The sequence below is a fragment of the Dethiosulfovibrio faecalis genome (genome assembly GCF_021568795.1).
Classification (GTDB): domain Bacteria; phylum Synergistota; class Synergistia; order Synergistales; family Dethiosulfovibrionaceae; genus Dethiosulfovibrio; species Dethiosulfovibrio faecalis.
On the sequence record NZ_JAKGUE010000014.1, the window covers coordinates 14,595 to 40,638 of the forward strand.

21 protein-coding genes are annotated in these 26,044 nt (G+C 53.6%); 2 read left to right on the forward strand and 19 right to left on the reverse strand.

Annotation, left to right across the window (positions count from 1 at the left end):
- Positions 1 to 11: 11 nt before the first annotated feature.
- The 7 genes from mazG to L2W58_RS09805 form a co-directional block, all read right to left on the reverse strand.
- The gene (gene mazG / locus L2W58_RS09775) at positions 12 to 839 is read right to left on the reverse strand and encodes a nucleoside triphosphate pyrophosphohydrolase (protein WP_236103159.1); all 828 of its coding nucleotides are present in this window, start codon (positions 837 to 839) and stop codon (positions 12 to 14) included.
- Positions 836 to 3,880 (reverse strand): DEAD/DEAH box helicase, encoded by a 3,045-nt coding sequence (locus L2W58_RS09780; protein WP_236103160.1) that lies wholly within the window; start codon positions 3,878 to 3,880, stop codon positions 836 to 838. Before L2W58_RS09780 ends, mazG begins: the two co-directional genes overlap by 4 nt.
- 337 nt (positions 3,881 to 4,217) lie before the next feature.
- The gene (pth, locus tag L2W58_RS09785) at positions 4,218 to 4,778 is read right to left on the reverse strand and encodes an aminoacyl-tRNA hydrolase (RefSeq protein WP_236103161.1); all 561 of its coding nucleotides are present in this window, start codon (positions 4,776 to 4,778) and stop codon (positions 4,218 to 4,220) included.
- A 15-nt stretch (positions 4,779 to 4,793) separates the two neighbouring features.
- Positions 4,794 to 5,414, reverse strand: coding sequence for a 50S ribosomal protein L25 (locus L2W58_RS09790; RefSeq protein WP_236103162.1), 621 nt, complete (start codon positions 5,412 to 5,414; stop codon positions 4,794 to 4,796).
- Positions 5,415 to 5,466: 52 nt separating this feature from the next.
- Positions 5,467 to 6,435, reverse strand: coding sequence for a ribose-phosphate diphosphokinase (locus L2W58_RS09795; protein ID WP_236103163.1), 969 nt, complete (start codon positions 6,433 to 6,435; stop codon positions 5,467 to 5,469).
- On the reverse strand, positions 6,422 to 7,819 hold the full coding sequence (gene glmU / locus L2W58_RS09800; RefSeq protein WP_236103164.1) for a bifunctional UDP-N-acetylglucosamine diphosphorylase/glucosamine-1-phosphate N-acetyltransferase GlmU: 1,398 nt from the start codon (positions 7,817 to 7,819) through the stop codon (positions 6,422 to 6,424). The genes L2W58_RS09795 and glmU overlap by 14 nt, the downstream gene beginning before the upstream one ends.
- A gap of 198 nt (positions 7,820 to 8,017) precedes the next feature.
- Positions 8,018 to 8,167, reverse strand: a complete 150-nt coding sequence (locus L2W58_RS09805; protein ID WP_236103165.1) for a hypothetical protein — start codon at positions 8,165 to 8,167, stop codon at positions 8,018 to 8,020.
- A gap of 96 nt (positions 8,168 to 8,263) precedes the next feature.
- Between L2W58_RS09805 and mrtS the strand changes: the two genes are divergently transcribed.
- Positions 8,264 to 8,785, forward strand: a complete 522-nt coding sequence (mrtS, locus tag L2W58_RS09810) for a Synerg-CTERM system glutamic-type intramembrane protease MrtS (protein ID WP_236103166.1) — start codon at positions 8,264 to 8,266, stop codon at positions 8,783 to 8,785.
- Positions 8,786 to 8,808: 23 nt separating this feature from the next.
- Complete coding sequence (locus tag L2W58_RS09815) at positions 8,809 to 9,879, forward strand: hypothetical protein (RefSeq protein ID WP_236103167.1); 1,071 nt, start codon at positions 8,809 to 8,811, stop codon at positions 9,877 to 9,879.
- A gap of 124 nt (positions 9,880 to 10,003) precedes the next feature.
- On the opposite strand, the gene glmS is transcribed toward L2W58_RS09815, so the two are convergent.
- From glmS to fliS, 12 genes are all read right to left on the reverse strand, one after another.
- Positions 10,004 to 11,830, reverse strand: coding sequence for a glutamine--fructose-6-phosphate transaminase (isomerizing) (glmS, locus tag L2W58_RS09820; RefSeq protein WP_236103201.1), 1,827 nt, complete (start codon positions 11,828 to 11,830; stop codon positions 10,004 to 10,006).
- 227 nt (positions 11,831 to 12,057) lie between these two features.
- Positions 12,058 to 12,924 (reverse strand): UTP--glucose-1-phosphate uridylyltransferase, encoded by an 867-nt coding sequence (locus tag L2W58_RS09825; RefSeq protein ID WP_236103168.1) that lies wholly within the window; start codon positions 12,922 to 12,924, stop codon positions 12,058 to 12,060.
- Positions 12,921 to 14,297 (reverse strand): phosphohexomutase domain-containing protein, encoded by a 1,377-nt coding sequence (locus L2W58_RS09830; protein ID WP_236103169.1) that lies wholly within the window; start codon positions 14,295 to 14,297, stop codon positions 12,921 to 12,923. The genes L2W58_RS09825 and L2W58_RS09830 overlap by 4 nt, the downstream gene beginning before the upstream one ends.
- Positions 14,298 to 14,329: 32 nt before the next feature.
- Positions 14,330 to 15,553, reverse strand: coding sequence for a CdaR family protein (locus L2W58_RS09835; RefSeq protein ID WP_236103170.1), 1,224 nt, complete (start codon positions 15,551 to 15,553; stop codon positions 14,330 to 14,332).
- 10 nt (positions 15,554 to 15,563) lie between these two features.
- Positions 15,564 to 16,382, reverse strand: a complete 819-nt coding sequence (cdaA, locus tag L2W58_RS09840; RefSeq protein WP_236103171.1) for a diadenylate cyclase CdaA — start codon at positions 16,380 to 16,382, stop codon at positions 15,564 to 15,566.
- A gap of 32 nt (positions 16,383 to 16,414) precedes the next feature.
- On the reverse strand, positions 16,415 to 17,023 hold the full coding sequence (locus L2W58_RS09845; protein WP_236103172.1) for an NUDIX hydrolase: 609 nt from the start codon (positions 17,021 to 17,023) through the stop codon (positions 16,415 to 16,417).
- Positions 17,013 to 18,767 carry a pyruvate kinase gene (gene pyk / locus L2W58_RS09850; protein WP_236103173.1) on the reverse strand — a complete coding sequence of 585 codons (1,755 nt, stop codon included), beginning with the start codon at positions 18,765 to 18,767 and terminating at the stop codon, positions 17,013 to 17,015. The genes L2W58_RS09845 and pyk overlap by 11 nt, the downstream gene beginning before the upstream one ends.
- Before the next feature lie 29 nt (positions 18,768 to 18,796).
- Positions 18,797 to 22,234, reverse strand: a complete 3,438-nt coding sequence (gene dnaE / locus L2W58_RS09855; protein WP_236103174.1) for a DNA polymerase III subunit alpha — start codon at positions 22,232 to 22,234, stop codon at positions 18,797 to 18,799.
- A complete protein-coding gene (dnaX, locus tag L2W58_RS09860; RefSeq protein WP_236103175.1) occupies positions 22,227 to 23,909 on the reverse strand; it encodes a DNA polymerase III subunit gamma/tau in 1,683 nt (560 codons plus the stop codon). The genes dnaE and dnaX overlap by 8 nt, the downstream gene beginning before the upstream one ends.
- Before the next feature lie 90 nt (positions 23,910 to 23,999).
- Complete coding sequence (locus L2W58_RS09865; protein ID WP_236103176.1) at positions 24,000 to 25,094, reverse strand: M48 family metalloprotease; 1,095 nt, start codon at positions 25,092 to 25,094, stop codon at positions 24,000 to 24,002.
- An 11-nt stretch (positions 25,095 to 25,105) separates the two neighbouring features.
- Positions 25,106 to 25,558, reverse strand: a complete 453-nt coding sequence (locus L2W58_RS09870) for a hypothetical protein (RefSeq protein WP_236103177.1) — start codon at positions 25,556 to 25,558, stop codon at positions 25,106 to 25,108.
- Positions 25,548 to 25,997, reverse strand: coding sequence for a flagellar export chaperone FliS (gene fliS, locus L2W58_RS09875; protein WP_236103178.1), 450 nt, complete (start codon positions 25,995 to 25,997; stop codon positions 25,548 to 25,550). Before fliS ends, L2W58_RS09870 begins: the two co-directional genes overlap by 11 nt.
- Positions 25,998 to 26,044 lie beyond the last annotated feature (47 nt).

Below are 26,044 nucleotides of genomic sequence, written 5' to 3' on the forward strand. Positions count from 1 at the left end.
TGGACACTATATCACATGGGATTATCGCACGCACCATCCTGCCGAGAGACCGCCTTAGCCCAATCCCAGAGAGAATCGAGTTCGTCCAGGTCGGTATCGGTCCATGACTTATTTCGATCCCGAAGGTCCTGTTCTATCCTTCCGAAACGATCGATAAATTTTTTGTTCGATCTCTCCAGCGCGAGATGGGGGTCCACCCCTAACCGACGAGCCAGGTTCACTATGGAGAAAAGGACGTCTCCTATCTCCTCCTCCACGGAAAACCTGTCCTCCAATTCCATGGCTGTTTTTACCTCGTCGATCTCCTCCTCTATCTTATCGAAAACCGGCAACTGAGACGACTGGTCCCAGTCGAAACCCACGCTGGCCGCCTTTTGCTGTATTCTGAAAGCCTTTATAAGCGGCGGCAATCCCTTGGGGACCCCCGACAGCACCGTGGCTCCGTTATCCTGACCGCCCTTTTCATTGAGCTTTATCTGTTCCCAGTTCCTCAAGACCTCATCGCTATCGGAAACGTCGACATCGCCGAAGACGTGGGGGTGCCTACGGATCAGTTTATCCGATATCGACCTCACTATGTCCGCCAGGGAGAAATCCCCGGACTCCTCCGCTATCACTCCCATGAAGACGACCTGGAGCAGAAGATCGCCTGATTCCTCGCATATCCCCGCTATATCGCCGTTGTCGACGGCATCGACCAGTTCATAGGCCTCTTCGATGATATGAGGACGAAGAGAGCCATAGGTCTGCTTTCTGTCCCAAGGACAGCCCCCGGGGGCTCTCAGTCGGTTCATGATATCCCTCAACTGGGAAAAAAGCGCCCCGCTATCGTCTTTCATGAGATCACTCCTTCATTCGACTTTCGATCAGTCAAGATATCCAGCAAAGATATAATCCCCGATCGGCCTCCGGGACCGACCATTTCGTCTTTCTTTTCGGTCCATGGAGCAGGCAGCCTTACATCCGTCTTCTCTCCCAGGGTTATCTCACATCGTTCCTCGGAGAGCATACAACGAATTATACCCCGCTTTCGGCATATGGTCCTGAGCAACGCAAGATCCAAAAGCCGATCGACCTCGGACGGGATTGGCCCGAATCTGTCCAGAAGCTCGTTTCTCAGGTTTTCACGGTCTTCCGATCCTTCGATCTCGTCTATTCTACGATATATAGCCAGCCTAAGAGCAGGTACGGAGATATAATTTTCAGGAATGGATAGCGGAATTCTTATCTCCATCTCCGTCTCCTCCGTGGTCTCTCCTCTCAGACGATCGACCTCATCCCGCAATTTTCTATAATACAGCTGAAGTCCGACCCTCTCCCTGTGGCCGTGCTGGGACATCCCCAGCAGGTCGCCTCCGCCACGAATGTGAAGGTCCTCCTTGGCCAGTTCGTAACCGGCCCCCTGAAAGGAAAGTCTGCCGATGGCGTCGAGCCTTTCGGCGGTGGAATGAGGTAAGACGCAGTCGGAGGGATAGAGAAAAAAGGCGTAAGCTGTGTCGTCTCTGCGGCCGACCCGACCCCTCAGCTGGTGCATCTGGGCGAGACCGAGCAGTCTCGAGTCGTCCACCACCAATGTATTGGCTCTTCCGACGTCCAGTCCGCTCTCGACTATGGTGGTGCAGACCAAGATATCTATCTCCCCATCGTAAAAGGCCATCATCGTTTCCTCCAGCTCGTTTTCTCTCATTCGACCGTGAGCGAAGGCAACTCGGACATCGGGAAAACGGCTTTTCACCCATCCGGCTCTTTCCTCTATGGTCCCGACCCTATTGTGAAGCATATAGACCTGACCGCCTCTCGCCATCTCTCTGACGAGGGCCTTTCGGACAAGTCCGTCGTCCCAGGCGCCTGTCACCGTTATTATGGCCGGTCTGTTGCCCGGAGGCGTCTCGATTATCGATACGTCTCTCATACCCTTCATCGCCATGGAAAAAGTTCTGGGAATCGGCGTTGCCGAAAGGGTCAGGACGTCCACTCCGGATCTCAGTTTACGGAACCTCTCTTTATGGGCGACTCCGAAACGATGTTCTTCGTCGACGACTATAAGTCCCAGGCGCCGTATATCGAGATCGTTCTGTAGAAGCCGATGGGTTCCTATTACCACGTCCACGGAGCCATCCGCCAAGCCCTCCAATATCTCGTTCTGTCTATTCTGCGAAACAAAGCGGGAAAGCAGTTCCACCTTAAGAGGGAAAGGGCCCATTCTGCTGCGGAACGTCATGTAATGTTGTTGAGCTAAAACGGTCGTAGGGACCAATACCAGTACCTGAAATCCGTCCATGGCGGCCTTGAAGACCGCTCTGAGTGCCACCTCCGTCTTTCCATATCCGACATCTCCTACGACGAGACGGTCCATAGGTCTCGGCGACTCCATATCTTTCTTCACGTCCGATATGGCCTTTAACTGGTCTACCGTCTCCTCATGGGGGAACGACCTCTCAAACTCCTCCATCGCCTCTTCGTCGGGAGAGAACGCATGCCCCTTTGCGATCTTTCTCTTGGCGTAGAGCTCCAAAAGCTCCTTGGCCTCCTCCTCTATCTGCCTCTCCGCTTTTCTCAAAGAAGTGCTCCAGCGGGACGATCCAAGACGATCCGGAACCGTCGATTCATCCACCGATCCCTTGTAGGGAGAGATCCTCGAAATCTGCCCGGTGGGCAAAAGCAATCTCTTCTTGTCCTGAAACTCCAAAACCAGGAATTCCTGTCTTCCCCAGGATCCCTCGACCGACTCAAGTCCGCCGTAACGACAAAGACCGTGATCCTCGTGAACCAACCAGTCCCCGGTCTCGAAAAGAATAGACCAATCCTTGGGCGTTCCCTGTCTTTCCGTCCTCCTGTCCGGCCTGATTCCGTACATCTCTACGTCGGACAAAAAAACCCTCTTCTCCTCGTCGTCTATAAAGCCGGAGGAAAGAGGCTCGGGCTGCCAGTCCATTCCTTCGAAATCGCTCGGCAGAGGGGACGAACTTCGGATAGCTACGGAATACCCCAGATCTCTCCAACGAGAGATCTGAACCGCCATCTCGGAAATGCGTCCTCTAAATCGGGGAACCTCCCTTAACGGCAATCTCCTCTGACGAACGCCAAGACCGGATTCGAAACGGTAGAGAAGCGGAGTATCGATTAAAAAGCGATCCCATCGTTCCTCCGGGATATCCCATTTGGCGGAGAGATCGTTCCATATGGACCTAAAACTATCGGCGTTAACCTGTGAGCGGATGGGGTCGAAAAGGAAGACCTCCCCCTTTTCTGACACAGAGGAGGCAGCGGATGGGGCCACACGATCCCCTAACTCCCAGACAGAGAAGGCCTCCACCTTGCATTTGCCCGTCTGATCTTCAGGGAAGAACAGGCGCATCTCCTCTATATCGTCGTCGAAGAAAACTACCCTCAGAGGCATTCGAGAGGAAGGATCGAACAGATCGACGATCCCTCCTCTTACGGCATATTCGCCTGGTTTCCACACCAGATCGCTTCTGGAATAGCCGGAGGAATCCAGCCAGGAGATAAGACGATCTCTGCCCGCACACTCCCCTATTTTTAGGGAGAGAAGTCCTTCGGAATTCATAAAGGGAGACATCATCCCGCCTGGAGTGGAGATCAGTATGCCCCCTTGCTCGGACCACTTTCGAAGAACGTGACCTCTTGCCACCATAGAGGCCGGGTCGTCGACGATTCCCTTTTCCAAGGGGATATCGGGCAACCTGAAGATCTTCTCGTGGGAGAGCAGAATTTTCGCGTCGGAATAGAAATCCTCTGCCTGATTCTCATCGGGAAGCAGCACGGTAAGGTGGCTCGACCGTTCTCGGCATACCCAAGCCCTGACCGAGCCTTTGAAGGGAAAGAAAAAAGATCTCGAGCCGTCGAAAAGATCCAACAAGTCTATCCTCCTCCCGATAAAGGAACCTCTAAAAACTCATGTCCGATTCTCCTTCATGAGATCATTCCTCCAGAGCTCTCGCTAGAGGACCTCTCTAAAAACTAACGTACGGGTCTCCTCGTAGAGGTCGCCCCATTCGTACTACACGACGGCAATTTCGAAAATACGGGCTCGAATGGGCCCCGTCGGAACGACCTCTACGAGGATCAGCGTTTTTAGAGATGCCCTAGAACAAGCTCCGTCGCGACGACCTCACGAAGGGGCTGCATTTTTAGAGATATCCTAAAGACATTTAAAAAAAGTGGCGGAATAAAAAATTCCGCCACCACCCATCGCGTTAATTGAACCTATTCATGACGTGTTCCAACGAGTCGGAGCATAGATCTCTACAGGCGGAACAGGATCTGTCCAGGGAGCTTAGAAGATCGGGAATCCGGTCCTCGGGAAATCGCCCCAAGACGAAGTCTGCCAAGGGTATCCTGTCCGGTTTGGGACCTACCCCTATCCTAAGTCTGGGGATTTCGCTGGAATCCAGACAGGCTATGATCGATTTCATGCCGTTGTGTCCACCGGCCGAACCTCTCGCTCTAAGACGGATTCGTCCGACGTCCAAGGCCACGTCGTCGTAAATAACCAGGGTATCCTCCAGATCCACAGGATGATATCGGAGAAAATCCCTTATGGCCTCCCCGCTGAGGTTCATGTAGGTCAAGGGTTTCATCAGAAAGACCCTCTCTCCGTCCATAAGGACGGGCCCCCAGACGTAAGACCTGAACTTCTCCTGCGGAGCTCCCAAAGCAAGCTCGTTCACCAACCTGTCCACGACCATCCAGCCGACGTTATGTCTGGTCTGGCCGTATTTTAGCCCGGGATTCCCCAGACCTACGAACAGCTTCAACCTTACGTGCCGCCGTTAGGCCATCTCCTCGGCGGACTCTTCCTCCTCGGAAACTTCCTCGGAAGAGGCGCCCTTGCCGTGGACGACCTCGACGACTATCTCAGAAGGATCTTTATCCATCTCGGCGCTCTCAGGAAGGTCGAGGTCGGCCAAGGTGACCGAGTCACCGACATTCATGGACTCTACGTTCAAAACGACGTTCTCCGGGATATCCCTGGGAAGGACGTTTATCTCTATATCGAGGACACGGTGTTCCAGAACACCTCCGGCTTTAACCCCGGCGCAGGCCTCTTTGCCTACGATCTCGATGGGAACCTTCACGGACACTTTGTGCCCTTTAACCAGCTGATAAAAATCGACGTGAAGCACATCGTCGCTGACGTAATTTCTACTCATGTCCCTTATGATACACATCTCCGAAGAACCGTCGGGCAGCACGGCGTCGAACTTGAGTGTGTTCCAATGGGTTCCTCTGATATTAGGCAGAAAATCCTCCGCCTTGACCTGTACCGACATGGCTTCCTTATAGTCGGGACCGTAAAAAACCGCGGGAATATATCCCGAACGGCGAAGACGACCGCAGACCTCTTTTCCTACGGCATCTCTCTTTTCGAGGTTAAGTCTAACAAGATCCATAAAAATCCTCCTCAGACGTTGCTTAAAGCAACAAATAGTAAAAACTCGATTATCAGTCGAAAAGACTGCTCACCGAGCTATCCACGTGAACCCTACGTATAGCTTCGGCGAACAAAGGCGCTATGGACAACTGAGTAATTTTATCCAGTTTTCTCTCATCCGGCAACTTGATACTGTCGGTCAAGATCACCCCATCCACCTCGTCCGAGGCCAAACGCTCCACAGCAGGACCGGAGAGAATTCCATGAGTGGCGCAACAGTACACCTTCGAAGCTCCTCGTTCCTTCAATGCTTTAGCGGCGTTGACGATGGTCCCCGCAGTATCGATTATATCATCTACCAAGATAGCGACCTTACCGGAGACGTCGCCTATGACGGCCATGACCTCGCAGTAGTTGGCCACCTCGTGGGAACGTCTTTTATCGACTATGGCCAGGTCGGAGTTCAACAGAACTGCGAATTTTCTGGCTCTGACGACTCCTCCGACATCGGGAGCGACGACCGTAACCTTTTTCTCCTCCAGATCTTCGGCAAGCTGTTTTTTAAAGAACGAGGCCAGGAGAGGTACCCCCATCAGATGGTCCACCGGAATATCGAAAAATCCCTGGATCTGACCGGCATGAAGGTCCGCCGAGATGACCCTGTGAGCACCGGCGGTCTCCAGGAGATTCGCAACGAGCTTCCCCGAGATGGGATCCCTAGCCTTGGTCTTTCTGTCCTGTCTGGCATATCCAAAATAGGGAATAACCAGGTTGATCCTGTAAGCAGAAGCCCTTTTCAAAGCGTCCACCATGATAAGAAGCTCCATAAGGTTTTCGTTGACAGGATAACACGTAGGCTGAACGACGAATACGTCGGCACCTCGAACGCTTTCCTCGATGGAAAGGCCTATCTCTCCGTCGGAAAACCTAAAATGACTGGCCCTGCACAGAGGGACGTCGAGCTCGGAGCATATCTTATCCGCAAAGGCTTTATGAGCCGTTCCGGAAAAGATCATGAGCTTTCGACTACTGTTCGACACGATCCCCACCCCCAGATTTTTTCTTCATTAAATTCCGTCTATCCTCGATGTTTCTCTGACGGGCTCTTCCTATAGCCAAAGCTCCGTCAGGCACGTCCTTCGTTATAACCGACCCGGCACCTGTCATGGCGTTATCCCCTATCTTTACGGGAGCCACTAACATGGTATCGCTTCCGACGAAAACATCATCTCCTATGGAGGTCTTATGTTTGTTTTTTCCGTCGTAATTGCAGGTAATCGTGCCAGCTCCTATATTAACCCTCTCTCCGAGGGTGGCATCTCCCATGTAGGATAGATGGGGGACCTTGCTGCCTTTGCCTATGAAGCTCTTTTTGACCTCCACGAACTTTCCCACGAAAGCCTCGTCGGAAACATCCGTTTCTTGCCGGATATAACAGAAAGGCCCCGCTTTAATCTCCCTGCCCAAGGAGGAATCCTCTATTCGACCGTAACCGTTGATCCTGGAGCCATCTCCCACTACGACGTCTCTCAAGACGGAGAAGCTTTCCACCGTTACGTTACGTCCTATCTCCGTTTTTCCCCACATTTGTACGTTCGGATAGATGGTAGCCTCACCCTTGAATACCACCTCAGGGCCTATCCATACAGAGGAAGGATCTATGCATTTCACGCCTTCCCTGATCATCCAACCGTTCAGATATCTGTCTCGAAGGATACGGCCGACCTCGGCCAACTCCAAGGGGTTATTGACCCCCATCACGTCGTCGCGGCTATCCACGTGTACCGCAGAGACAGGGAAGTCCATGCGATGAAAGGAGTCCAATATATCCACCAGGTAATACTCTCCTTGGGAATTGTCCCTGCCCAGTTCGTCCAATCCACTTAAAAGAGGGGGGACGTCCATCAGATAGACACCGGCATTGACCTCTGTTTCCGCTCTCTCTGCCTCGGAACAGTCCTTCTCCTCTACTATGTGTATTCTAGGCTCCTTTATTATCCTTCCGTACCCCGTGGGGTCTCCGGCGGAAAACGTGGCGAAGGAACATCCTCCTACGTGGGAGTCTGATATATATCTAACCGTATCGGTCTTCAAAAGCGGCATATCGCCGTTGACTATAAGGACCCTGTCGAAACCGGAAAGCCACTCCTTGGCCATCATTACAGCATGTCCGGTACCCAGTTGATCTCTCTGCCATAAAACGGTGGCAGCAGGCCAGTTCGAAGCCAGGTAAGACTCGACGACACCTCCACCATGACCGACTATAACGGCCACGGGTCCCAGAGGAGACACAGCCTTCATCACATGATACAGCATAGGCTCCTCGAGAACCGGCTGCATCACCTTGGGAAGGTCGCTTTTCATCCTCGTACCCTTACCAGCGGCGAGAACAACTATCGCCAAGGATCCCTCGTCTGCACTCATAAGTCATCATCACCTTCGAGAAGAGAAAAACACAAAAACAGGGGAACCTCAAGGCCCCCCTTCTGATATACTGACGAAAAGACGAACCTACCTATCGGTCCAAACTATACGACATCAGCGAACTCAACAAAAGAGCGGTACTATACTACCATGGCCTCTTTGGCTGTCAAGGTGAATAAAACTCTTCGAAAGAGATGGTTATATGATACGGCAATATTCCATAGTTTTCATGGTGGCGACGTTGGTAGCGAGCACTCTTTCCGGCATATGGGCAGCAAAGGGAGACACTTCCTGCGGCACGAGATTTTTCTGGGCATCCTCAATGTTATTCTTGTTGTCCGTCTCCATCGTCCTCTACTCCGTCGTCGCACCCTGGGCTGCTGCGATACCCGCAGTTCCATCGGCCCTATTCGCACTTATCTTTCTGCGAGTAAGGAGAGGTCGGTGATACCGTTCATTCTCGCCGGGATCATGCTTTACGGTCCCTACGCATGGTGTTTCATGCGAAAGGAACCGACGGAAGAATATGGCCTATCCTGGACTCTGGACATAAGGGGTCTGAAGGACTCCCTTCTTGCGATAGCCGTTACATTGACCCCGTTGACTCCCTTTGCGATGATGTGGCCAGACAACGACCTGCCCAGATCCCTTCCGTTGACCACCGTCCTAGTCCTCCTAACGGCTGGAGCCGTGGCCGCAGTGGTAGAGGAGGTCTTCTTCAGGGGCTGGATACAGACCCTGTTGTCTAAAAGAACTAACCGCAATATCTCGATAGTGGCGACGGCCCTTCTCTTCGCCCTAGCCCATCTGTTTCTCAAGCTTCATTGGCTGAGGTTTGCCACGTTTTTCCCCGGTTTGGTGATGGGGATCCTTCGAGAGAGACATCGATCCGTAGCGCCATCGGCTATATACCATTTCGCCGGAAATATATGGTCCATATGGTTTTTCCCAGACATACCGATTTAACCCATATCAGGAGGCGTTTGTCCATGTATAGATATCTTTTGTTTTTAACCCTGTTCTTCTCTGCCCTACAGGCGTCTGTCCCCAACGCTGAGGCGGACCTGAGGTGGGACGTGGAAATTCCGATGTCGGTGGGATCTCAGGCGTTCGTGGAGTTCCAGAACAGAAAAATACCTATAGGCAAGGTCATGAAGATCCCTAACTCCTCGAGATATCCGGCCTATACGGCCAGTGCCTGGGGAAAGCCGGGGAATGTGTGTGCGTCCGCGGTAAACGCGATACATATGCTTTTGTCCGTTGAAAAAGGAAAGGGCAGGACCATAAGCTTGATTCCCTCCGAGACAGTAGCCCCTGCGGCAACCCCCGGGACGGCCATAGTCCTGGAGGGTAAAGGGGGAACGGGGATCTTCGGAGCCTGGGCACCTCCTGTCGGTACTACCGTAACCATCAGAAGCCCTGAGGGAACGGAACGCCCTCTAACAGCCGACGACCTGCCCCGAGAGGGAGAAACTGTGAAATTGAGGGTGGAGACCTTTGCCCCTCCTCTTTTCGTGGAGATAGAAAACCACCCGGGAGGGAGGGTCTCGACCTTGTCGGAACGGGGCTATAGGACGATAGCGAAGGTCGTGAGACCTGTGGGAGGAACCGGCAGGTTCGGAGGAACCCTCTATCAATCGGTCAGTAGACTAAGGGCAAACCATACGGGAGTTATAGATATCTCGACATCTCCCTATGGAGAGATCGGAGGGTTTCAGATAGTGCCCTTAAAACACGGAGACTCTCCGGAGATGGCCTCTATGTGGCACATGACTCAATGGATGATACTGGCCCCTCTGGACGGGGTTCCTCTGGCCGGCAACCCTCCCCTGTTCGACGGATACCTGATACCGGGACCGATTCAAGTAGAGGACCAAGACAACGTAAAGTTCCTCTCTCTCTGGGCGAAATACGGGAGACGATCTCTGGCCCTCTGTCGCATCGACGGAGGACCGTGGCGCTTCCTGCCGGAGTCTATAGGACGGAACGACAACTCCCTCAAATCATTGACCCACCTAAGGATATATTTCCCTGACGACAGGGAACCGTTAAAGGACTGACACTAAGGCATCTCTTGAAATTCAATTCATCCGTGAGATGGTCCCAACGGAACCACCTCACGGATGACCTACGGCTTTAGACGAGAGGGAGAGGGATCGAGACGAATCTCGATCCCTCTCGTTTTTATTCGACCGTCACGCTTTTGGCGAGATTTCTAGGCTGGTCTATCTCCTTGCCTTTGGCCAGGGCCACATAGTAGGCGAACATCTGAAGAGGTATGACGGTCAAAAAAGGATTCAGCTCCGCCTCAGTTTTAGGAATCCACATGACGTCCTCGGCCTGTCCCGAGATGGACTTCCTTCCCTCGGTCGCAACCGCTATAACCGGAGAATTCCTGGCTTTTGTCTCCTGAACGTTGGAGACGGTCTTCTCGAAAAGGTTATCGTCGGGCATGACCACCACCACAGGAACGGCCCTGTCCAGAAGAGCTATAGGACCGTGTTTCATCTCTCCAGCCGCGTAGGCCTCGGCATGAATATAGGAAATCTCCTTTAACTTAAGGGCTCCCTCCATGGCTATCGGAAAAGAAAAGCCCCTCCCCAGAAACAAGAAGTCTCTGGCTTCACAATATTTTGACGCTGTAGCCTTTATCTCGTCGGCCCTGCCTATCAGGGATTCCGCCTTGTACGGAAGGACCTCCATCTCCCTCACAAGCCTCATCTCGTCACCGAGAGGAAGCTCTTTCCTGAGCTTCAGAAGATAGAGACCCATGAGATAGAGCACCGCCATCTGTCCCATGAAAGTCTTGGTCGCAGCGACTCCTATCTCGGGACCAGCCTTGAGCGATAATACGTCGTCAACCTCTCTGGCTACGGTAGAAAGCCCGTTATTGGTTATCGCCACGCATCGAGCGCCTTTTTCCTTGGCGAACCGCTCCGCCGCTAAGGTATCCAAGGTCTCTCCAGACTGGGTGACGAACACCGCCAGGGTATCCTCTCCTATAGGAATGTCTCTATAGCGATATTCCGACGCTATATCCACCCTTATATCCAGATCGGAAAACCTCTCTATAAGCCTCTCCGCCACCAACGCGGCGTAATATGAGGTTCCACAGGCGACCAGATGCAGCCTCTTTATCCTCTTTGCCGATTCGGAGGTCCAGGAAAGCTCTCTGGATAGATCGACCTCATCATGGAAAATTCTGTCCAACATGGACCGTCTCAGGACGGCTCCCTGCTCGTTTATCTCCTTGAGCATGAAATGGGGGTACCCCCCCTTGTCCACCATAGAGATATCCCAATCTATCTCCACAGCGTCCTTCTCTATGGATTTACCGTCGAAATCCCAAAAAGACACGTCGTCTCTGGAAAGACAGGCCATCTCGCCCTCGCCCAGGTATGCGATGTTTCTCGTATAGGGGAGAACCGCCGGTACATCGGAAGCACAGATGTTCTCTCCATCGCCGAAAGCGACTATAAGGGGAGATCCTTTTCTGACGCAGTAGAGATGCTCCATATCGTCGGCAAATATAACCGCCAGGGCAAAAGCTCCCTCTATACGTCGATACAGCTCGACCAGGGCTTTTTTGGGATCTCCGTCGTAGATCCTGGCCAAAAGCTGAGCTATGACCTCCGTATCCGTGTCGGAATAAAAAGAGACCCCCTCTTTCGCCAGTTCATCTCTTATCTCCAGGTAGTTCTCGGCTATACCGTTGTGGACCAATACCACCGATCCATCTTGATCTCTGTGGGGATGGGCGTTTTCCACCGAGACACCTCCATGAGTGGCCCACCTGGTGTGTCCCAGTCCGATGGTCCCCTCCAGAGGAGATTCTCCCATGTGTCTGGCAAGATCGGCAACCTTGCCGACCTCTCTGACTATCTGGACTCCCTTTTCTCCCACGACGGCCATGCCGGCAGAATCGTATCCCCTGTACTCGAGACGGGACAACCCGTCCAAGACAACCTGGGAGACATCCCGGTGACCTATATACCCTACTATTCCGCACATATAAAGAACACACGTCCTTCCACGATCGGGAAATACGGGAACTTTTGTCCCGCCGGTCGCCCAGCGGTTTTGTGTTCCCGATTCAGGGAGTTTTCCCGACTCCCCGGAGGCATCCGCCGATAGATCGATAACCTCCGTCCTCGTCAACTAGGTCTCCCTAGTTCAGGCGCTTTTATGGGGCGCAGTCGTGGTTTCAGATATCACCCCCTTTCCGTGCAGACGTCGTTCTATTTACCGGCTGAAGACATCGCCCTTTCGACCACTCCGGCTAGATCCTTTCGCCTACAGGCCATCCTGACAGTAGCATCCAGCCATCCCTCCAGGGTGCCACAGTCGTATCGTTCTCCCTTATACACCACGCCCCAGACCGGCTCCTCGCCTATCAAGGTTCTTATGCCATCGGTCAATTGATACTCTCCGCCAGCTCCCTTGGGCTGAGACTTAAGGAGATCGAAAATCCTTCTGGACAGAACGTATCTCCCCATCACCGCCAACCTGCTGGGGGCATCGGCAGGAGAGGGTTTTTCTATCATATCTATAATGCGGAATACTCCATCGGTCTCAGAGGGCTCGACGGCTACCATGCCATATCTGGACACGTCAGCATCCGACACCTCCTCCAAGGCCAGAACAGACCCTCCCAGAGCATCGTGGACGTCTATCAGCTGACGAAGCACAGGAGGTTCTCCCTCCATCACATCGTCTGGAAGTATCACGGAAAAAAATTCGCCGTTACACAGTGGCTCTCCGCAAAGCACGGCGTGGCCGAGCCCAAGCGGGGCGTTCTGTCTCACCGAGAGGATATCCCCCATGGAGGAGGTCTCCCTTACGGCATCCAGAAGGCGTTTTTTCCCCCTGGATTCAAGGATTCTCTCCAGCTCCCAGGAACGATCGAAATAGTCCTCCAGACAGCCCTTTGAGCGCCCGGTAACCATTATCATCTTAGGACACCCCGAATTACGGGCCTCGTCTACTCCATAATGGATGACGGGGCGGTCCAAAAGAGGGACCATTTCCTTGGGAATCTCCTTAGTGGCAGGCAGAAATCTCGTACCCAACCCCGCCACCGGGAAGATGCACTCCAAATGGGTCATCCTATCATCTCCAATATTCGTCTCTGCAGATCGGAGGAGACCTCCTCCATCAGATTTGGATCCTGACATTCAACTAGGAGCCTGACGAAAGGCTCCGTACCGGACGGCCTGAGGAAAACCCTGCCGATGTCACCTAGATCTCTCGACGCGGACTCCACCGCGGAGGCTATATCTCCGTCGTTCATAATGCGATTTTTATCCTTGACGGTGATGTTGGTAAGTTTCTGGGGAAATCGACCGAAGCGATCCACCAATGTATCGATATCCTCCTTTAGCTCGGTACATGCCCTCAGGAAGAGAAACCCCGTACATAATCCATCGCCCGTCTTGGTATAGGGGAATACTATTACGTGTCCCGATTGTTCTCCTCCGAGCCTGGCGTCCCTTTCCACCATGGTCTGAAAGACATAACGGTCTCCCACGGGACAACGATACACATCGATACCGTCGTCCTTTAGATGACGATCCAGGGCCATATTGCCCATGACTGTGGCCACCACCCCGGAGCCCAGCTCCTTCCTAGAGTGAAGCCATCTGCCTATGATCCAGAGCATGATATCCCCATCCAGGACTCGCCCCTTCCCGTCGGAAAGAAGGACCCTGTCTGCATCGCCGTCGTAGGCTATCCCCAGCGACATGCCTCTCCCTACGACTTCCCTGCATAGACCCTCTATCGCCATGACACCGCATTTTTCGTTAATGTTCAGCCCGTCCGGAAGATTGCCTATGGCGGAAGAGTTGACCATCCCCATCCTGCCGATCATGTCCGACACGATCGGGGAGAGAGCTCCGTTGGCACAATCGAAAAGAATCGAAGCCCTATCGAGACCGACGTGGCCGACCAGGTCTAGAACGTGATCCTCGTACTGTCTGTTGAAGTCGCACTCTCTACTTTCTATAGAGCCTACGGAAGCACCGGAGGGACGCCATTCATCTATCAGGTTGTCTCCGAGATAGTCCTCTATCGAAAGTTCGTCATCGTCGGACAGCTTACACCCCGCTCCATCCAGGAATTTTATGCCGTTATACTCCGCAGGGTTATGGGAAGCGCTTATCACGGCCCCTCCCTGGGCCGAAAAAAGCCTCACTCCAAAACCGACGGAAGGCGTAGGAGTGACTCCCACACATACGACATCCGCTCCGGCGGACGTCATACCGGCCGCCAAGGCGGCCTCCAACATCGGTCCGGAACGGCGAGTATCCCTCCCCACGACTATCCTGGGCCTGGGAAATCCCCTTTCGGTCAAGAAAAGAACGTACGCTCTGCCCAGGCGAAGAGCCATCTCAGGTGTCATGGACCCCCTGTTGGCCACATCTCTGACCCCATCGGTACCGAAGAAACATCGCCTCCTCTTAGTAGCCACGTCGCTCATAAGCGCTCCTCCCTCGTTTATCCTATATGACATCAATCTATTTTAGCCTTAACGGTCACTCTTTCAGGAGCCACCGATACGACCTTAAGTCCCTTTTCTCTCATCTCGATCGTTACGGGAACTCGAAGCTGTCTCGATACTATGTTGGTTACGTCCACATATACGAAAAAGGGGATTTTCGAATCCTCCAAGGATTTCATCACCTTGACAGAGCCATCCACCCTGACGTCTACGGTCTGAGGAAATACCTCCCACCCGGGATACACGCTTCTCCCTTTAGTAACTACGGGGACACCGGAGAACAATCTGCTTTCCGTTTTAGGCTTAAGCATTACCTTCACGGAAACCGAGGAATCACCCAGAAAGCTGACCTCTTCGTTCTCAACCGGCCTCAAGGGGACTATCATCGATCTGTCTTTATCGAATCCGGTAAGATCGATAGTCTCAGTCTCCACCTTGTCTATTACCTTAATAGCCTCTTTCGGTCCCTCTATCTCCATCATCGATGGAGTCACTACAAGGGTTTTTACCTCGAAGCCCTCCGCCGGGGAACCGCTCACGGAAACCTCTACCGGCAGGGCCTTTCTCGGAAGCCCCTTACGAAGTATCGCAGTCAGATCCGCCTCGGGCGGGTAAACCGTCAAGGAATCGCCGGCACCCTCCAATTGTATCAGCTTAATCGGCAAGGTCAGCTTTTCTCCTTTTTGAAGTTCATCTACGGTAGGCTGGACCTGGACCTCTTTAACCGATGCCAAATCCTCCTCCGGACCTCTGACGGTTACCTCCGTCGGGGATAGGTCCACTGCGTCCATCAAGAGCCCTACGGGAAGACCTCCCTCCACGGAAACGTGTATGGGCAGAACTTTTTCCGCATACCTGAGCAGAGACACCTCCATGTTAGGAGGTCGAACGAACCCCAGTTTCACCCCTGCTGGCAGTATCACCTTAACCGGCAGCCGGTACTTGCCCGGGGCAAGTCCCCTTACGTCTACCTCGCATAGTATGTCCATCGGGTTTAAATCGGCGACTACGTCTCTTTTCCCCTCCACACCTATATCCACTTTGCGGAGATCGGAGGTCAAGGTCAGCTCCGAGGAAAGGTTGAGAAACTGGACGTCACAGGACATCTCCTTCTCCATGTTGCCACCGATGTCTCCGTTTACGTAGAACCACAATACCAAGGCTATGAAGAGAGACACTATTCGGAGAAAAAATCTGGACCCGAAAAAGTCATCCACGTTCTTAAAAAAAGGCATCGCTCTACCCTCACGATCCTAGAGATTTTATCTCATCCCTGAGAGTATCGAGGAAGGATTGTTGTTCCGTATCCTCACCGGAAAAATAATGAACCAAAAGCTTATGCACTTGATCATCCTTTAGGTTTCTGGATAAATGCCCGTTAATGGCGAGAGAGACCTCTCCTCGCTCCTCAGAGACTATCAGAGAAATGGCATCCGAGACCTCGGTCACCCCGAGACCGGCCCGATGCCTCGTCCCTATCCACCTGGAGAGATCGCTATCCTCCGTCAAGGGCAGATAACAGCCAGCCGCTATTATCTTGGATTGATCCAGGATAACCGCACCGTCATGAAGAGGGTTATTGACCCAAAAGATGGATATCAAGAGCTCTTGGGTTATGTCCGCGTTCAACTCTACGGCGGTACGCCAAAAATCCTTCAACCCCGTTCCCCTCTGCAGTACCAGCAAAGCGCCTATCCTTTGACCTTTCATGTAAATTAGGGCTTTCGATATTTCCCCGGCGATCGTCTCCGCTCTTTTCTGCGCCTTATGTCTCTTCCATATGTTTCCCCTGCCAAGCTCCTCCAGGACTTTTCGAAGCTCGGGCTGAAAGACTATGGGAACGGCTATTACCGTTATGCTCAGGATCTGCCCCATAAACCACGAGATGGTCCCCAGGTTGAGGAGTCTGGAGGATGCCGCGAGCATACCGATAACCAGAAGTCCCTTGACCAGCTGCATCGCTCTCGTCCCGTAAAGCAGCGAAAGAAGGCGATAGACGACGTAATATATGACCAATATATCGACTACATCCTGCCATCTTATAAGCTTAAAGATTTCCGTCATGATGCATCCCCTTCTCGACCTGGCCGCTAGATTCAAGAGGCTTGGAAAAACGACCGTTCACAAGACCGAAAACGCCGAAAGAACCCCAGGCGATCCACATTCCGGAACATCCTGGCTGAAGCCCCCCAAAGGGACATTTTTTCGCAAAGAGGATATATGGGATAAGAGTATTCGACCCCCATATAAAGACCTCTCCTTATCTCCGGAGAACCGGAGATAGTATCGGGATCCAGGAGAATTACCCTCTCGACCTCGTCCTCGTTGAGGACGAAATCCGACTCCCTCACGGCTACATCGACCTCTACAACTATAGGTATGACCTTGAAACCGCTGACCAAGACGTCCTCTATCGGTGCGGCTCCGAGAAATTTAAGATATTTCCCGTCCAGGCCGATCTCCTCGCAGGTCTCTCTACAGGCCGTTTCCCATGGGGTGAGGTCCCCCTCCTCCCTGGCTCCTCCGGGAAAGGCTATCTGCCCTCCGTGATACCTCATCGAATCCGGTCTCAGTATGGAGATAACCCTTGGGCCCCTTTTCGTCTTTAATATGGGAACGGCGACAGCCCCCCATCGGACCGATTCGAAGCTATCGACGAAGGTCTCCCACGGAGAGAACGGGGAAAAACGCGACCTATGCCCCAACGTTTACCGTCCCCTCGTAGACCAGCCCCTTCCCGCTGTCTACCGTCACGATGTTTCCGGTCTTAAGGGAATCCATGCAACGGGATGCGTTGACTATACAGGGCAGTCCGAGTTCAAGGGCCATTATAGCCGAGGGAGACGTAAGCCCTCCCTCCTCCGTGATCAAAGCACCGGCTCGTTTTAAAGCAGACATATAGGAGCCATCGGTAAAGGAGGTCACCAATATATCCCCGTCCTGCATGGAACGAGCTTCCTCGGCGGAAGAAGCCCGAAACACCCGTCCGGCCAGGACCTTGGGAATCACAGGAAGGCCTCTGAGGACGATTCGCCCTATGGTATGAACCCTCACCATATTCGTAGTCCCCGGCACATCCAAGGGCATACCAGCTGTTATAACGACCATATCCCCTTCGGATAGAAACCCTCGCCCCATGGCGGCGGCTACGGCTCCCTCTATCGCCTCGTCCTCAGAACCGTCGGTGCTCTTGAAAAGGGGAACGACTCCCCAACTGAGCGAGAGCTCTTTTTGCGTTTTGACCGAGGGAGTGGTGGCAATAACAGGGCAACCCGGACGATATTTGCTGACCATCCTGGCTGTAACGCCGCTTCTGGTAAGGGAAAGCACGGCCTTGGCACCGGTCTTTTTAGCTATCTCCACCGCGGCCATACTGACCGCGTCCGGAACGCTGTTGGGAACGGAGGGGACCTCGAAAGGACGCTGCCATCTCTCGAGCTGTTCCTCCGCCTTGGAGATTATCCTGGACATGGTCTCCACGGACCTTACAGGATATTTCCCCGCCGCGGTCTCTCCCGACAACATCAGGACGTCGGCGCCGTCTAGAACCGCGTTTGCCACGTCGCTGGCCTCCGCTCTGGTAGGCCTTGGATTTCTGATCATAGAGTCCAGCATCTGAGTGGCCACTATGACCGGTTTCCCCTGGCCTCTGCATATATCTATCAATCTCTTCTGGACCAGCGGAACCTCCTCGGTCGGGATCTCGACACCCAGATCTCCCCTGGCTATCATCATCCCGTCGACGACCTCGGCTATCTCATCTATGTTCGCCACCGCCTGGCGGGTCTCGATCTTGGCGATTATCTTTATGTTTCCACCGGCATCCTCTATTACCTTTCTCACAGCCAGAACGTCCTGTCTGTCCCTCACGAAAGAGACAGCCACGAAATCGACGTCGTTTTCGACGCCCCATAGTATATCCTCCCTGTCCTTTTCGGACATGGCGGAGAAGGAGAAATTCGCTCCGGGCACGTTGACGCCCTTTCTGTTGCCGAGAGATCCTCCTACCACTACGGTACAGTCGACAGACTCCTTCGAGATGGAATCTATCCTGAGGTGAATGGTACCGTCGTCTATGAAGATGTCCTGCCCCACCGAGACCTCGTCTCCCAAGAGAGGATAGGTGACCCACACGCCGGAAGAGTCCCCGGGAGAATCGTCTTTAAGCCTCAGGGAAAATCCGGAGCCCTGAACGAGATCGGTGTTGCCGTCTTTCAGAAGCCCGGTCCTTATCTCCGGTCCCTTGGTGTCAAGCATGACCGGCACCGGGCCTCCGTACACGTCGGAGAGACCGCGGACCAACCTCAAAGTATCGAGATGTCCTTCGTGGGTTCCATGGCTGAAGTTCAGGCGAGCCACGGTCATTCCTCCCTTTATCATCTCCGCCAGTATCTCTCTGTCGGAGCTGGAAGGGCCCAATGTGCATATTATCTTGACCTTTCTCTGCATACTACATTTCACCTCCGAAAAAAAAGACTCTATATCCTCAAAGCGACTAGATCGGAGGAAATCAAACTCTCCAGTTTTTTGCGGAGATCCGAGCTAGGGGATATTCTGATATCGTCCAGGACCACGCACGCTCTTTCGTGATCGCCCTCCAACTTCAACAAGACCGAACTATCGCCTGGGTGCCCCTTCAATATACGCAGAAACTCCCTGAAAAAGGAGTCTCTGAAGGCCTCCTCCCGGAGGGATATCTCGGCGTATCGCCTGACGCCTGCAAGATCTCCCTTCAGGGGAACTACCTCGTTCACGAGGACGTTGACCCCGCCCCGATCCTGCACGGAACCTCTGACCAGATAGGGATCTCCCGGGATCAAAGAGGGCTTGATATCCAACCAGGGCCTTCCTTCCCTGGGTTTGGGGAAACACACTGCCTCTATCTCTCCGGAACAATCCTCGAAACGAAGTATCCCCATAGGGTCCCCTCTTTTGGTATATTTTTCCACCGATCCCACCAACATGCCGGCGAAGCAGGGAGACACCTTCTCGCTTCTCCAGAGCTCCAGATCGGAGATGGTACAGTTGACGTACCTGGAGGCCCTCTCCTCGTGTCTCTCGAAGGGATGCCCCGATATATACATGCCTATGGCGGACTTCTCCATCTCCAGTTTTTCCTGTATATCGTAGTCATCGACCTCGACCATATCGGGGTGAACGGCCGCCTCCTGTTCCCCGAAAAGCGAACATTGATCTCCGTCGCAACCCCGTTTCAGAGCGTAGTCCATCATGGCCGGGAAGGATTCCATGAGCTGTCTGCGATTTGGAGATATGCTGTCGAACGCCCCGGCCTTTATGAGGTTTTCCATGACCCCCTTGTTGAGACAGTGAACGTCAACTCGATCCAGAAAATCCCAGAGGTCCTTGAAAAGACCTCCCTCTTCCCTGGCCTTTATGATGGCCTCCACCGCACCCGCTCCCACCTTGCCCACGGCCTCGAGACCGAAACGGATGACGTTCTCCACCGCTGTGAAGGCCGAACGGGAATGGTTTACGTCCGGGGGCAACACTGGAATGCCAGATTTTCTGACCTCCCTGACGTAGGCTGCCATGACGTCCTTCTTCGCCCCTATCTGGCTGGTCAGATAGGCTGCCATAAACTCCCTGTCGTAATGGGCTTTGAGATAGGCCGTCTGATAGCTGATGAGAGCATAGGCAGCGCTATGGGATTTATTGAAACCGTATCCGGCGAACTTCTGTATTATGTCGAAGATCTCGTCTGCCTTGGCCTTGTCCACTCCCTGTTTCTCCGCTCCGGAGAGGAAGATGGCCCTCTGCTCGTTCATGACCTCGACCTTTTTTTTCCCCATGGCTCTGCGAAGGAGATCCGCTCCTCCCAGGGTGTAACCAGCGAGGGTGGATGCGCATTTCATAACCTGTTCCTGATAGAGAATAACGCCATGGGTCTCTTTCAGCACGTCCTCCAGCATGGGATGAAGATAATGAGCCCTGGCCCTGCCGTGCTTGCACTCCACGTACTGGTCCAACATACCGCTCTCCAGAGGACCGGGGCGATAGAGAGCCAGCACCGCTATGACGTCCTCGAAGCTGTCGGGGAGCATCTTCTTGAGCAACCGTCTCATGCCGGCCGACTCCAACTGGAACACTCCCAGAGTATCTCCCGCCTGGAGCATCTTGAAGGTGGGCTGGTCGTCCATGGGCAGTTCGTTCAGGTTCGGAGGTTCCTTACCGTTGGTCTTTATATTTTCCAACGCTTCCTCCAATATGGAGAGAGTCTGAAGACCCAGAAAGTCCATCTTGACCAACCCCAGCCTCTCTACAGGCTCCATAGAGAACTGCGTCACCACCTGATTCTCGCCTATCCTACGGACCGGAACCAGGTCGGTCAGGGGCATGGGGGTTATCACCACTCCGGCTGCGTGCTGGGAACAGTGCCTGGCCAAACCCTCTATCTTGGCGGCACTCTCCAGCAAAGTCTTCATCTTAGGGTCCTTGTCGCGGATCTCCTTGAGATCCGGGGTCAAGGAGATGGCGTCGGCGATGGACTTCACCCCGTCGGGGACGAGTTTGGCGACCCTATCCACCTCGGCGTAGGGAATCCCCATTGCCCTTCCCACGTCCTTTATGGCCGCCTTGGTCTTCATCCTCCCGAAGGTTATTATCTGGGAGACGTTTTCCACCCCGTACTTCTCCACGACGTACTTTAGAAGATCCTCCCGCCCCTTGTCGGAGACGTCCGTATCTATATCGGGCATGGTCACCCTCTCGGGGTTGAGGAATCTCTCGAATATCAGGCCGTATTTTATGGGGTCCAGCTCGGTTATCTTCATGGCGTATGCCACCAGAGACCCTGCGGCGGAACCTCTTCCGGGACCTATGGGGATGCCCCTCTCCTTACAGGCCTGTATGACGTCGGCTATAATCAGGAAATAACCTGGGAATCCCATCTGGTTGATAACCGATAACTCGTACTCGAGTCTCCGTCTGTACTCATCCGTCAAGGGCTCGCCCTTCAGCCTCTCCTTGAGTCCATCGAAGGCGCTTTTCTCCAGAAAACTCTCCAAGGTCTCACCCTCGGGGATATCGAACTGGGGAAGCTTATACTCCCTCGTACCCAGGTCGAAGGAGACGTCGCATCTCTCCGCTATTTTTAAGGTGTTTTCCAGAGCCTCCGGCACATCGTCCCCGAAGATCTGCCACATCTCCTCGGCGGAACGAAGGTAGAAGTCGTTGGTCTCGAAGGACATCCTCTTAGGATCGTCCAGGGTAGAGTTGGTCCCCACACACAGCAGAATCTCGTGCCAGTCGTAGTCCTCCTCGTTCATATAGTGCGAGTCGGTGGTGGCCACCAGGGGAAAGCCGTGCTTACGGGACATCTCTATCAGCCCCTTGTTGACCACCGCCTGCTGGGGAATATGGTTGTACTGTATCTCGAGAAAGAAGTTGTCCTCGCCGAATATATCCCTGTAGAGATTCGCCCTATCCAGGGCCTTATCGTCCTCTCCTGCTATGAGAAGCTGGGGGATCTCTCCGGCGAGACAGGCGGAACAAGCTATGATCCCCTCGCTGTGACGGGACAGAAGGTCGTGATCCACCCTGGGTTTGTAGTAGAAACCGTCGGTGTTGGCGATGGAGACCAGCTTTACCAGGTTGTGGTATCCGACGTCGTTCTCCGCCAGGAGCAGAAGGTGGTTTATCGGATTTTCCTTTCTCTTCTCCTCTATTCCCTCTGGGGCAACGTATATCTCGCACCCTATGATCGGCTTGACTCCCTCGTCCTTGCAGGCCTGGTAGAACTCCACAACACCGTACATCACGCCGTGATCCGTTATGGCTACGGCGGGCATATCCCATTCTCTGACCCTTCTGGCAAGCTCCTTGCACCGGATGGCACCGTCAAGGAGGCTGTATTCCGTATGGACGTGAAGGTGGACGAATTTCTTTTCCTTAGTCACCGTCTATCTCATCCTCCTTCTCAATCTCCTCGTCTTTGCGGAGGTAGAGGACCTCCCCAGAGGTCTGAGACCGGACCACCTGAAGGGCTCTCAATAAACCGTCGTCCCCGTCGGGGACCTCTACATTCCCTGCCTTGGAGACATCCGCCGATTTTATCTCTTTAACAGTCTCACTTTGATCCTCTCTATCTACATCCAGGGGAAGTTCCTGCGGCGAAGGAACCGATAAGGGCTCGTAGACCCTCTCTCGGTCTCCACAACGAAAGACGACTCGCCCCTCCCATCCGTCCTCGTTCAGTACGGACTGCATTACATAGGCGTTTCTGTCTCCGGAGAGAAGCTCGAAACAGAAGACTCTTTCCGGAGGTACCACGACCTCCATCTCGTCGTCGGACCTAGAGATGGCACAGAAAGCCAGGGCGGATACTATATGGGGTATATCCCCGAAGCGAGACCACAGCGGCGGTTCCTCTTCGTCGGACACTGGAACGGATAAGGACGCCGGTTTCGCCGAGGCCAACTTAGAATTTTTTACCGGCTCCTCCTTAGACGGTTCTAAGGCAGGTAGATCAACGGAGGACGGCGTTTCCGAAGGCACCATACGGGTCATCAAAATTCCGATCAGCACGTCCTGTCTCAGTCCCCTTCTGCCCTGAGGCATAAGGGACGACGTCAGTTCCATCATATCCCTGAGAAACGGTTCGTTCCATCTTCCGACGGTTCGAGTCAGGAAACGACTCTCCCAGGGAGATAGTCCCAAAGAGTCTATTCCCTTCTCTCCCCATCGAGAGGCTATCCAGAGGTTCCTGAATATGACGTAAAGGCCGTCGAGCACCCTCTCCACAGATGCACCTCGGAGAAACATCCCCTCGAGGTCCTTGAGGGAGCCCAGTTCACCTTTTTCATGAAAACCGTCAAGCCATCTACACAGCTCTCCGTGACTTCCTCCTCCCACCAGCCGTTCAACCACGGACAAATCCACCCCATCGTCCTGGACGGCCATAGCCTGTTCCAACAGCGAAAGCCCGTCCCTCAGACCACCGTCGGCCTGACGAGCGATCTCCCACAGAGAGTCGTCGTCGCATTTCACCTTTTCCAATTCGGTGACATAACGCAGTCTGGAGACCATATCCTCCAGACCGATGGAATGAAAGGGTATGTGCTGACATCTGGAACGAATAGTAACCGGGACCTTGAAGGGCTCCGTGGTAGCCAGGATGAAGAGCACCGACTCGGGGGGCTCCTCCAGTGTCTTCAACAAGGCGTTGAAGGCCCCTATGGAAAGCATGTGGACCTCGTCCACTATGTAGACCTTGTAGGGAGAGGAAAAAGACGCCAGTCCCACGTGGGTCTTGAGATCCCTTATCTCGTCCACCCTGTTGTTGGAGGCTCCGTCTATCTCTACGACGTCGAGAGAGTTTCCATCCGATATACTGCGACAGGAATCGCAGACGTTGCAGGGTTCTCCGCCCTCGCCTCGGTCGCTACAGTTGACGGCCTTGGCGAAAAGCCTGGCCACAGTGGTCTTTCCGCAACCTCTAGGTCCGGAAAAGAGATAGGCGTGTCCCACGTTATCCCTGGAGACGGCGCGGCGCACCACCTCCACGGCGGTATTCTGACCGGTTACGTCCTGAAAAGTCTGAGGTCTATAGCGACGGTACAGAGAAAGGTACATGGAAGTCCTCCTGTTCTTATAAAAATCCTCCAAGGAGGCACGACCATTATACCCGACGGGCTGTTCTGATGCAGCGCGTCGGGCTCTTTGTCAGGAAAGATAGTCTGCTGTGGGGTTCTTGTCCTTAGCCGCGGAGAGAGCTTTCAATATGCCCTTTCTGAGCTCGGACAGAGAGGATGTTCCTTTCGGAAGGGGGTCGGAAGCTATCACATGTCCGCTTATGATAAGAGATTTCCGTCCCTCGAGGGTCTCTACTATCTGTATGTCGTGTGGCGATGTCTCAAGCTCCAGGCTGTCGGATATAGCAGAAGCCACCTCGGTCAAGTACTCCCGATTCTCGGAGGGCGATGACCAGACGGGCAACCCGTCGACGGTCAGATCCAACCTATGGTTCGATTCCCTCACTTCTGTAACTAAAAGATTCAAAGCGGTTTTACGGCTGAGCTCCCAGCCGCTGTCCTCTATGAACCTCGTGATATAGTCGATTCTATCGGATAGTCTAGGATGATCCATGAAAACACCGGGGTCGACGTAAGGCCTCTTCAGCTGTTCCGCTGCCAAGCCCTCCATAACGGTAAGGGCGGCGGCGGGCGGATAACCGGCCCGGTGAATCTTATCGACAGATCCGAGATCCGCCTCCCTCTCGAGGTCCCGGCTGTATCCATTGGTTATGGCGATCTGAGCCACTCCGGCCATCATGGCAGCGGCGGCCTGCCCCTCGCTGGCGATCAAGATAGCCAAGGTAGCCAGAGATAGCTTCTGGGATCTCTCCGCCTGGATCATGACGTGATTTTTATCGGCGTGGGTCAACTCGTGGGCCAAAATAGCGGCCAATTCGCCGTCACTCCTGACAAAATTCAACATACCGGAGGTAACGTATATTCCTCCCCCGGGGATACAGAAGGCGTTGGGAAAATCCGCATCCAGGAGGTCCACCCTGTAGGGGAGCTTCCTCTCGACTAAGGGAAGTAACCTCTCGAACACCGCTCTTACCCTAGCGACCTTGACCGGATCGGATACGACCGGCCACTGTTCCTCCACCTGAGAGGCCACTTTTTTGCCTAAGGCTATCTCCCTTTCGTAGGAACCGGCCATCCCTACCGTAGGAGACAGGAAGAGACAGAAAACCAAGGATAATAAAAAAATGGCTTTCTCAGCCATTTTTTTAAGAGCATCCATCTTCATAACGATAGCCTTCAGATGCTTCCCATATAGCCTCGTACCGCCTTTTTACCGTTGGCGACACGGGACATTCGGCTTCTGAGTTCGCCCAATTTTCCGGCCATCTTCTCCTGTGCGACGTTCTCGAAATCTATGGAGGCAGAGACTAGATCCTGAATCTCCCTCACCCTGGATATAAGGCCCTCGTAACCTCTTTCTCCCACCGCAGAGGCAAGGGCCTTCCAGAAAACCGGTTCGTCTCGGCCCTCCGATATCCCGAGTTCGGAAGAGACATCTCCCCAACGCTCCATAAGAAGCTCCTGTCTGGATATTATGGACTGTTTTTCCTGAAGGATGGACATAAGGAGATCCATATCGTCACAGTCGATGGCTTCCAGCTCTGCGTCTATTCTCGACCTGAGCAGCCGATAAAGATCGAGCTCCTGTCTCAGCAATCCGGCTACCAGATCTTCCAGCTTAACCGGCAAAACTGACTCCTCCCCCGGACGGGACGGGCTCCTCCTGCTTGTTGGAGATAGCCTCTTTCTTGATCTTCTCCAAAGCCTCCTGCCAGGTGTCTCGCAGCTCTTCCAGCATGGACCTGACCATAACCACCTTTTCCTCCGATTTCTCCACGTTGGCCTCCACGAGGCTACGATGCATGAAATCGTAGAGCCCCATCAAGTTCTCCGCAACGGAACCACCGACCTGTACGTTGAGAGACACCATCAACTCTCTAACGGCGTTCTGGGCTCTCAGGAGGTTCTCGTGGCTTTCCTCGGTATCCCCCTTCGCTATGGCGGACTCGGCAGCTATACAAAATCGAATGGCTATATCGTAGGTTATCAGCAACAGCTGTTCTCTAGAGGCAGTTCTGATCCTCGTGACCTGATAGGCCAACTGAGCGTTCTGATTCTTCTGTTCCATAAGCACCCACCTCCTATCAATAGTTTCGGATGCTCCACGTCTCCGGC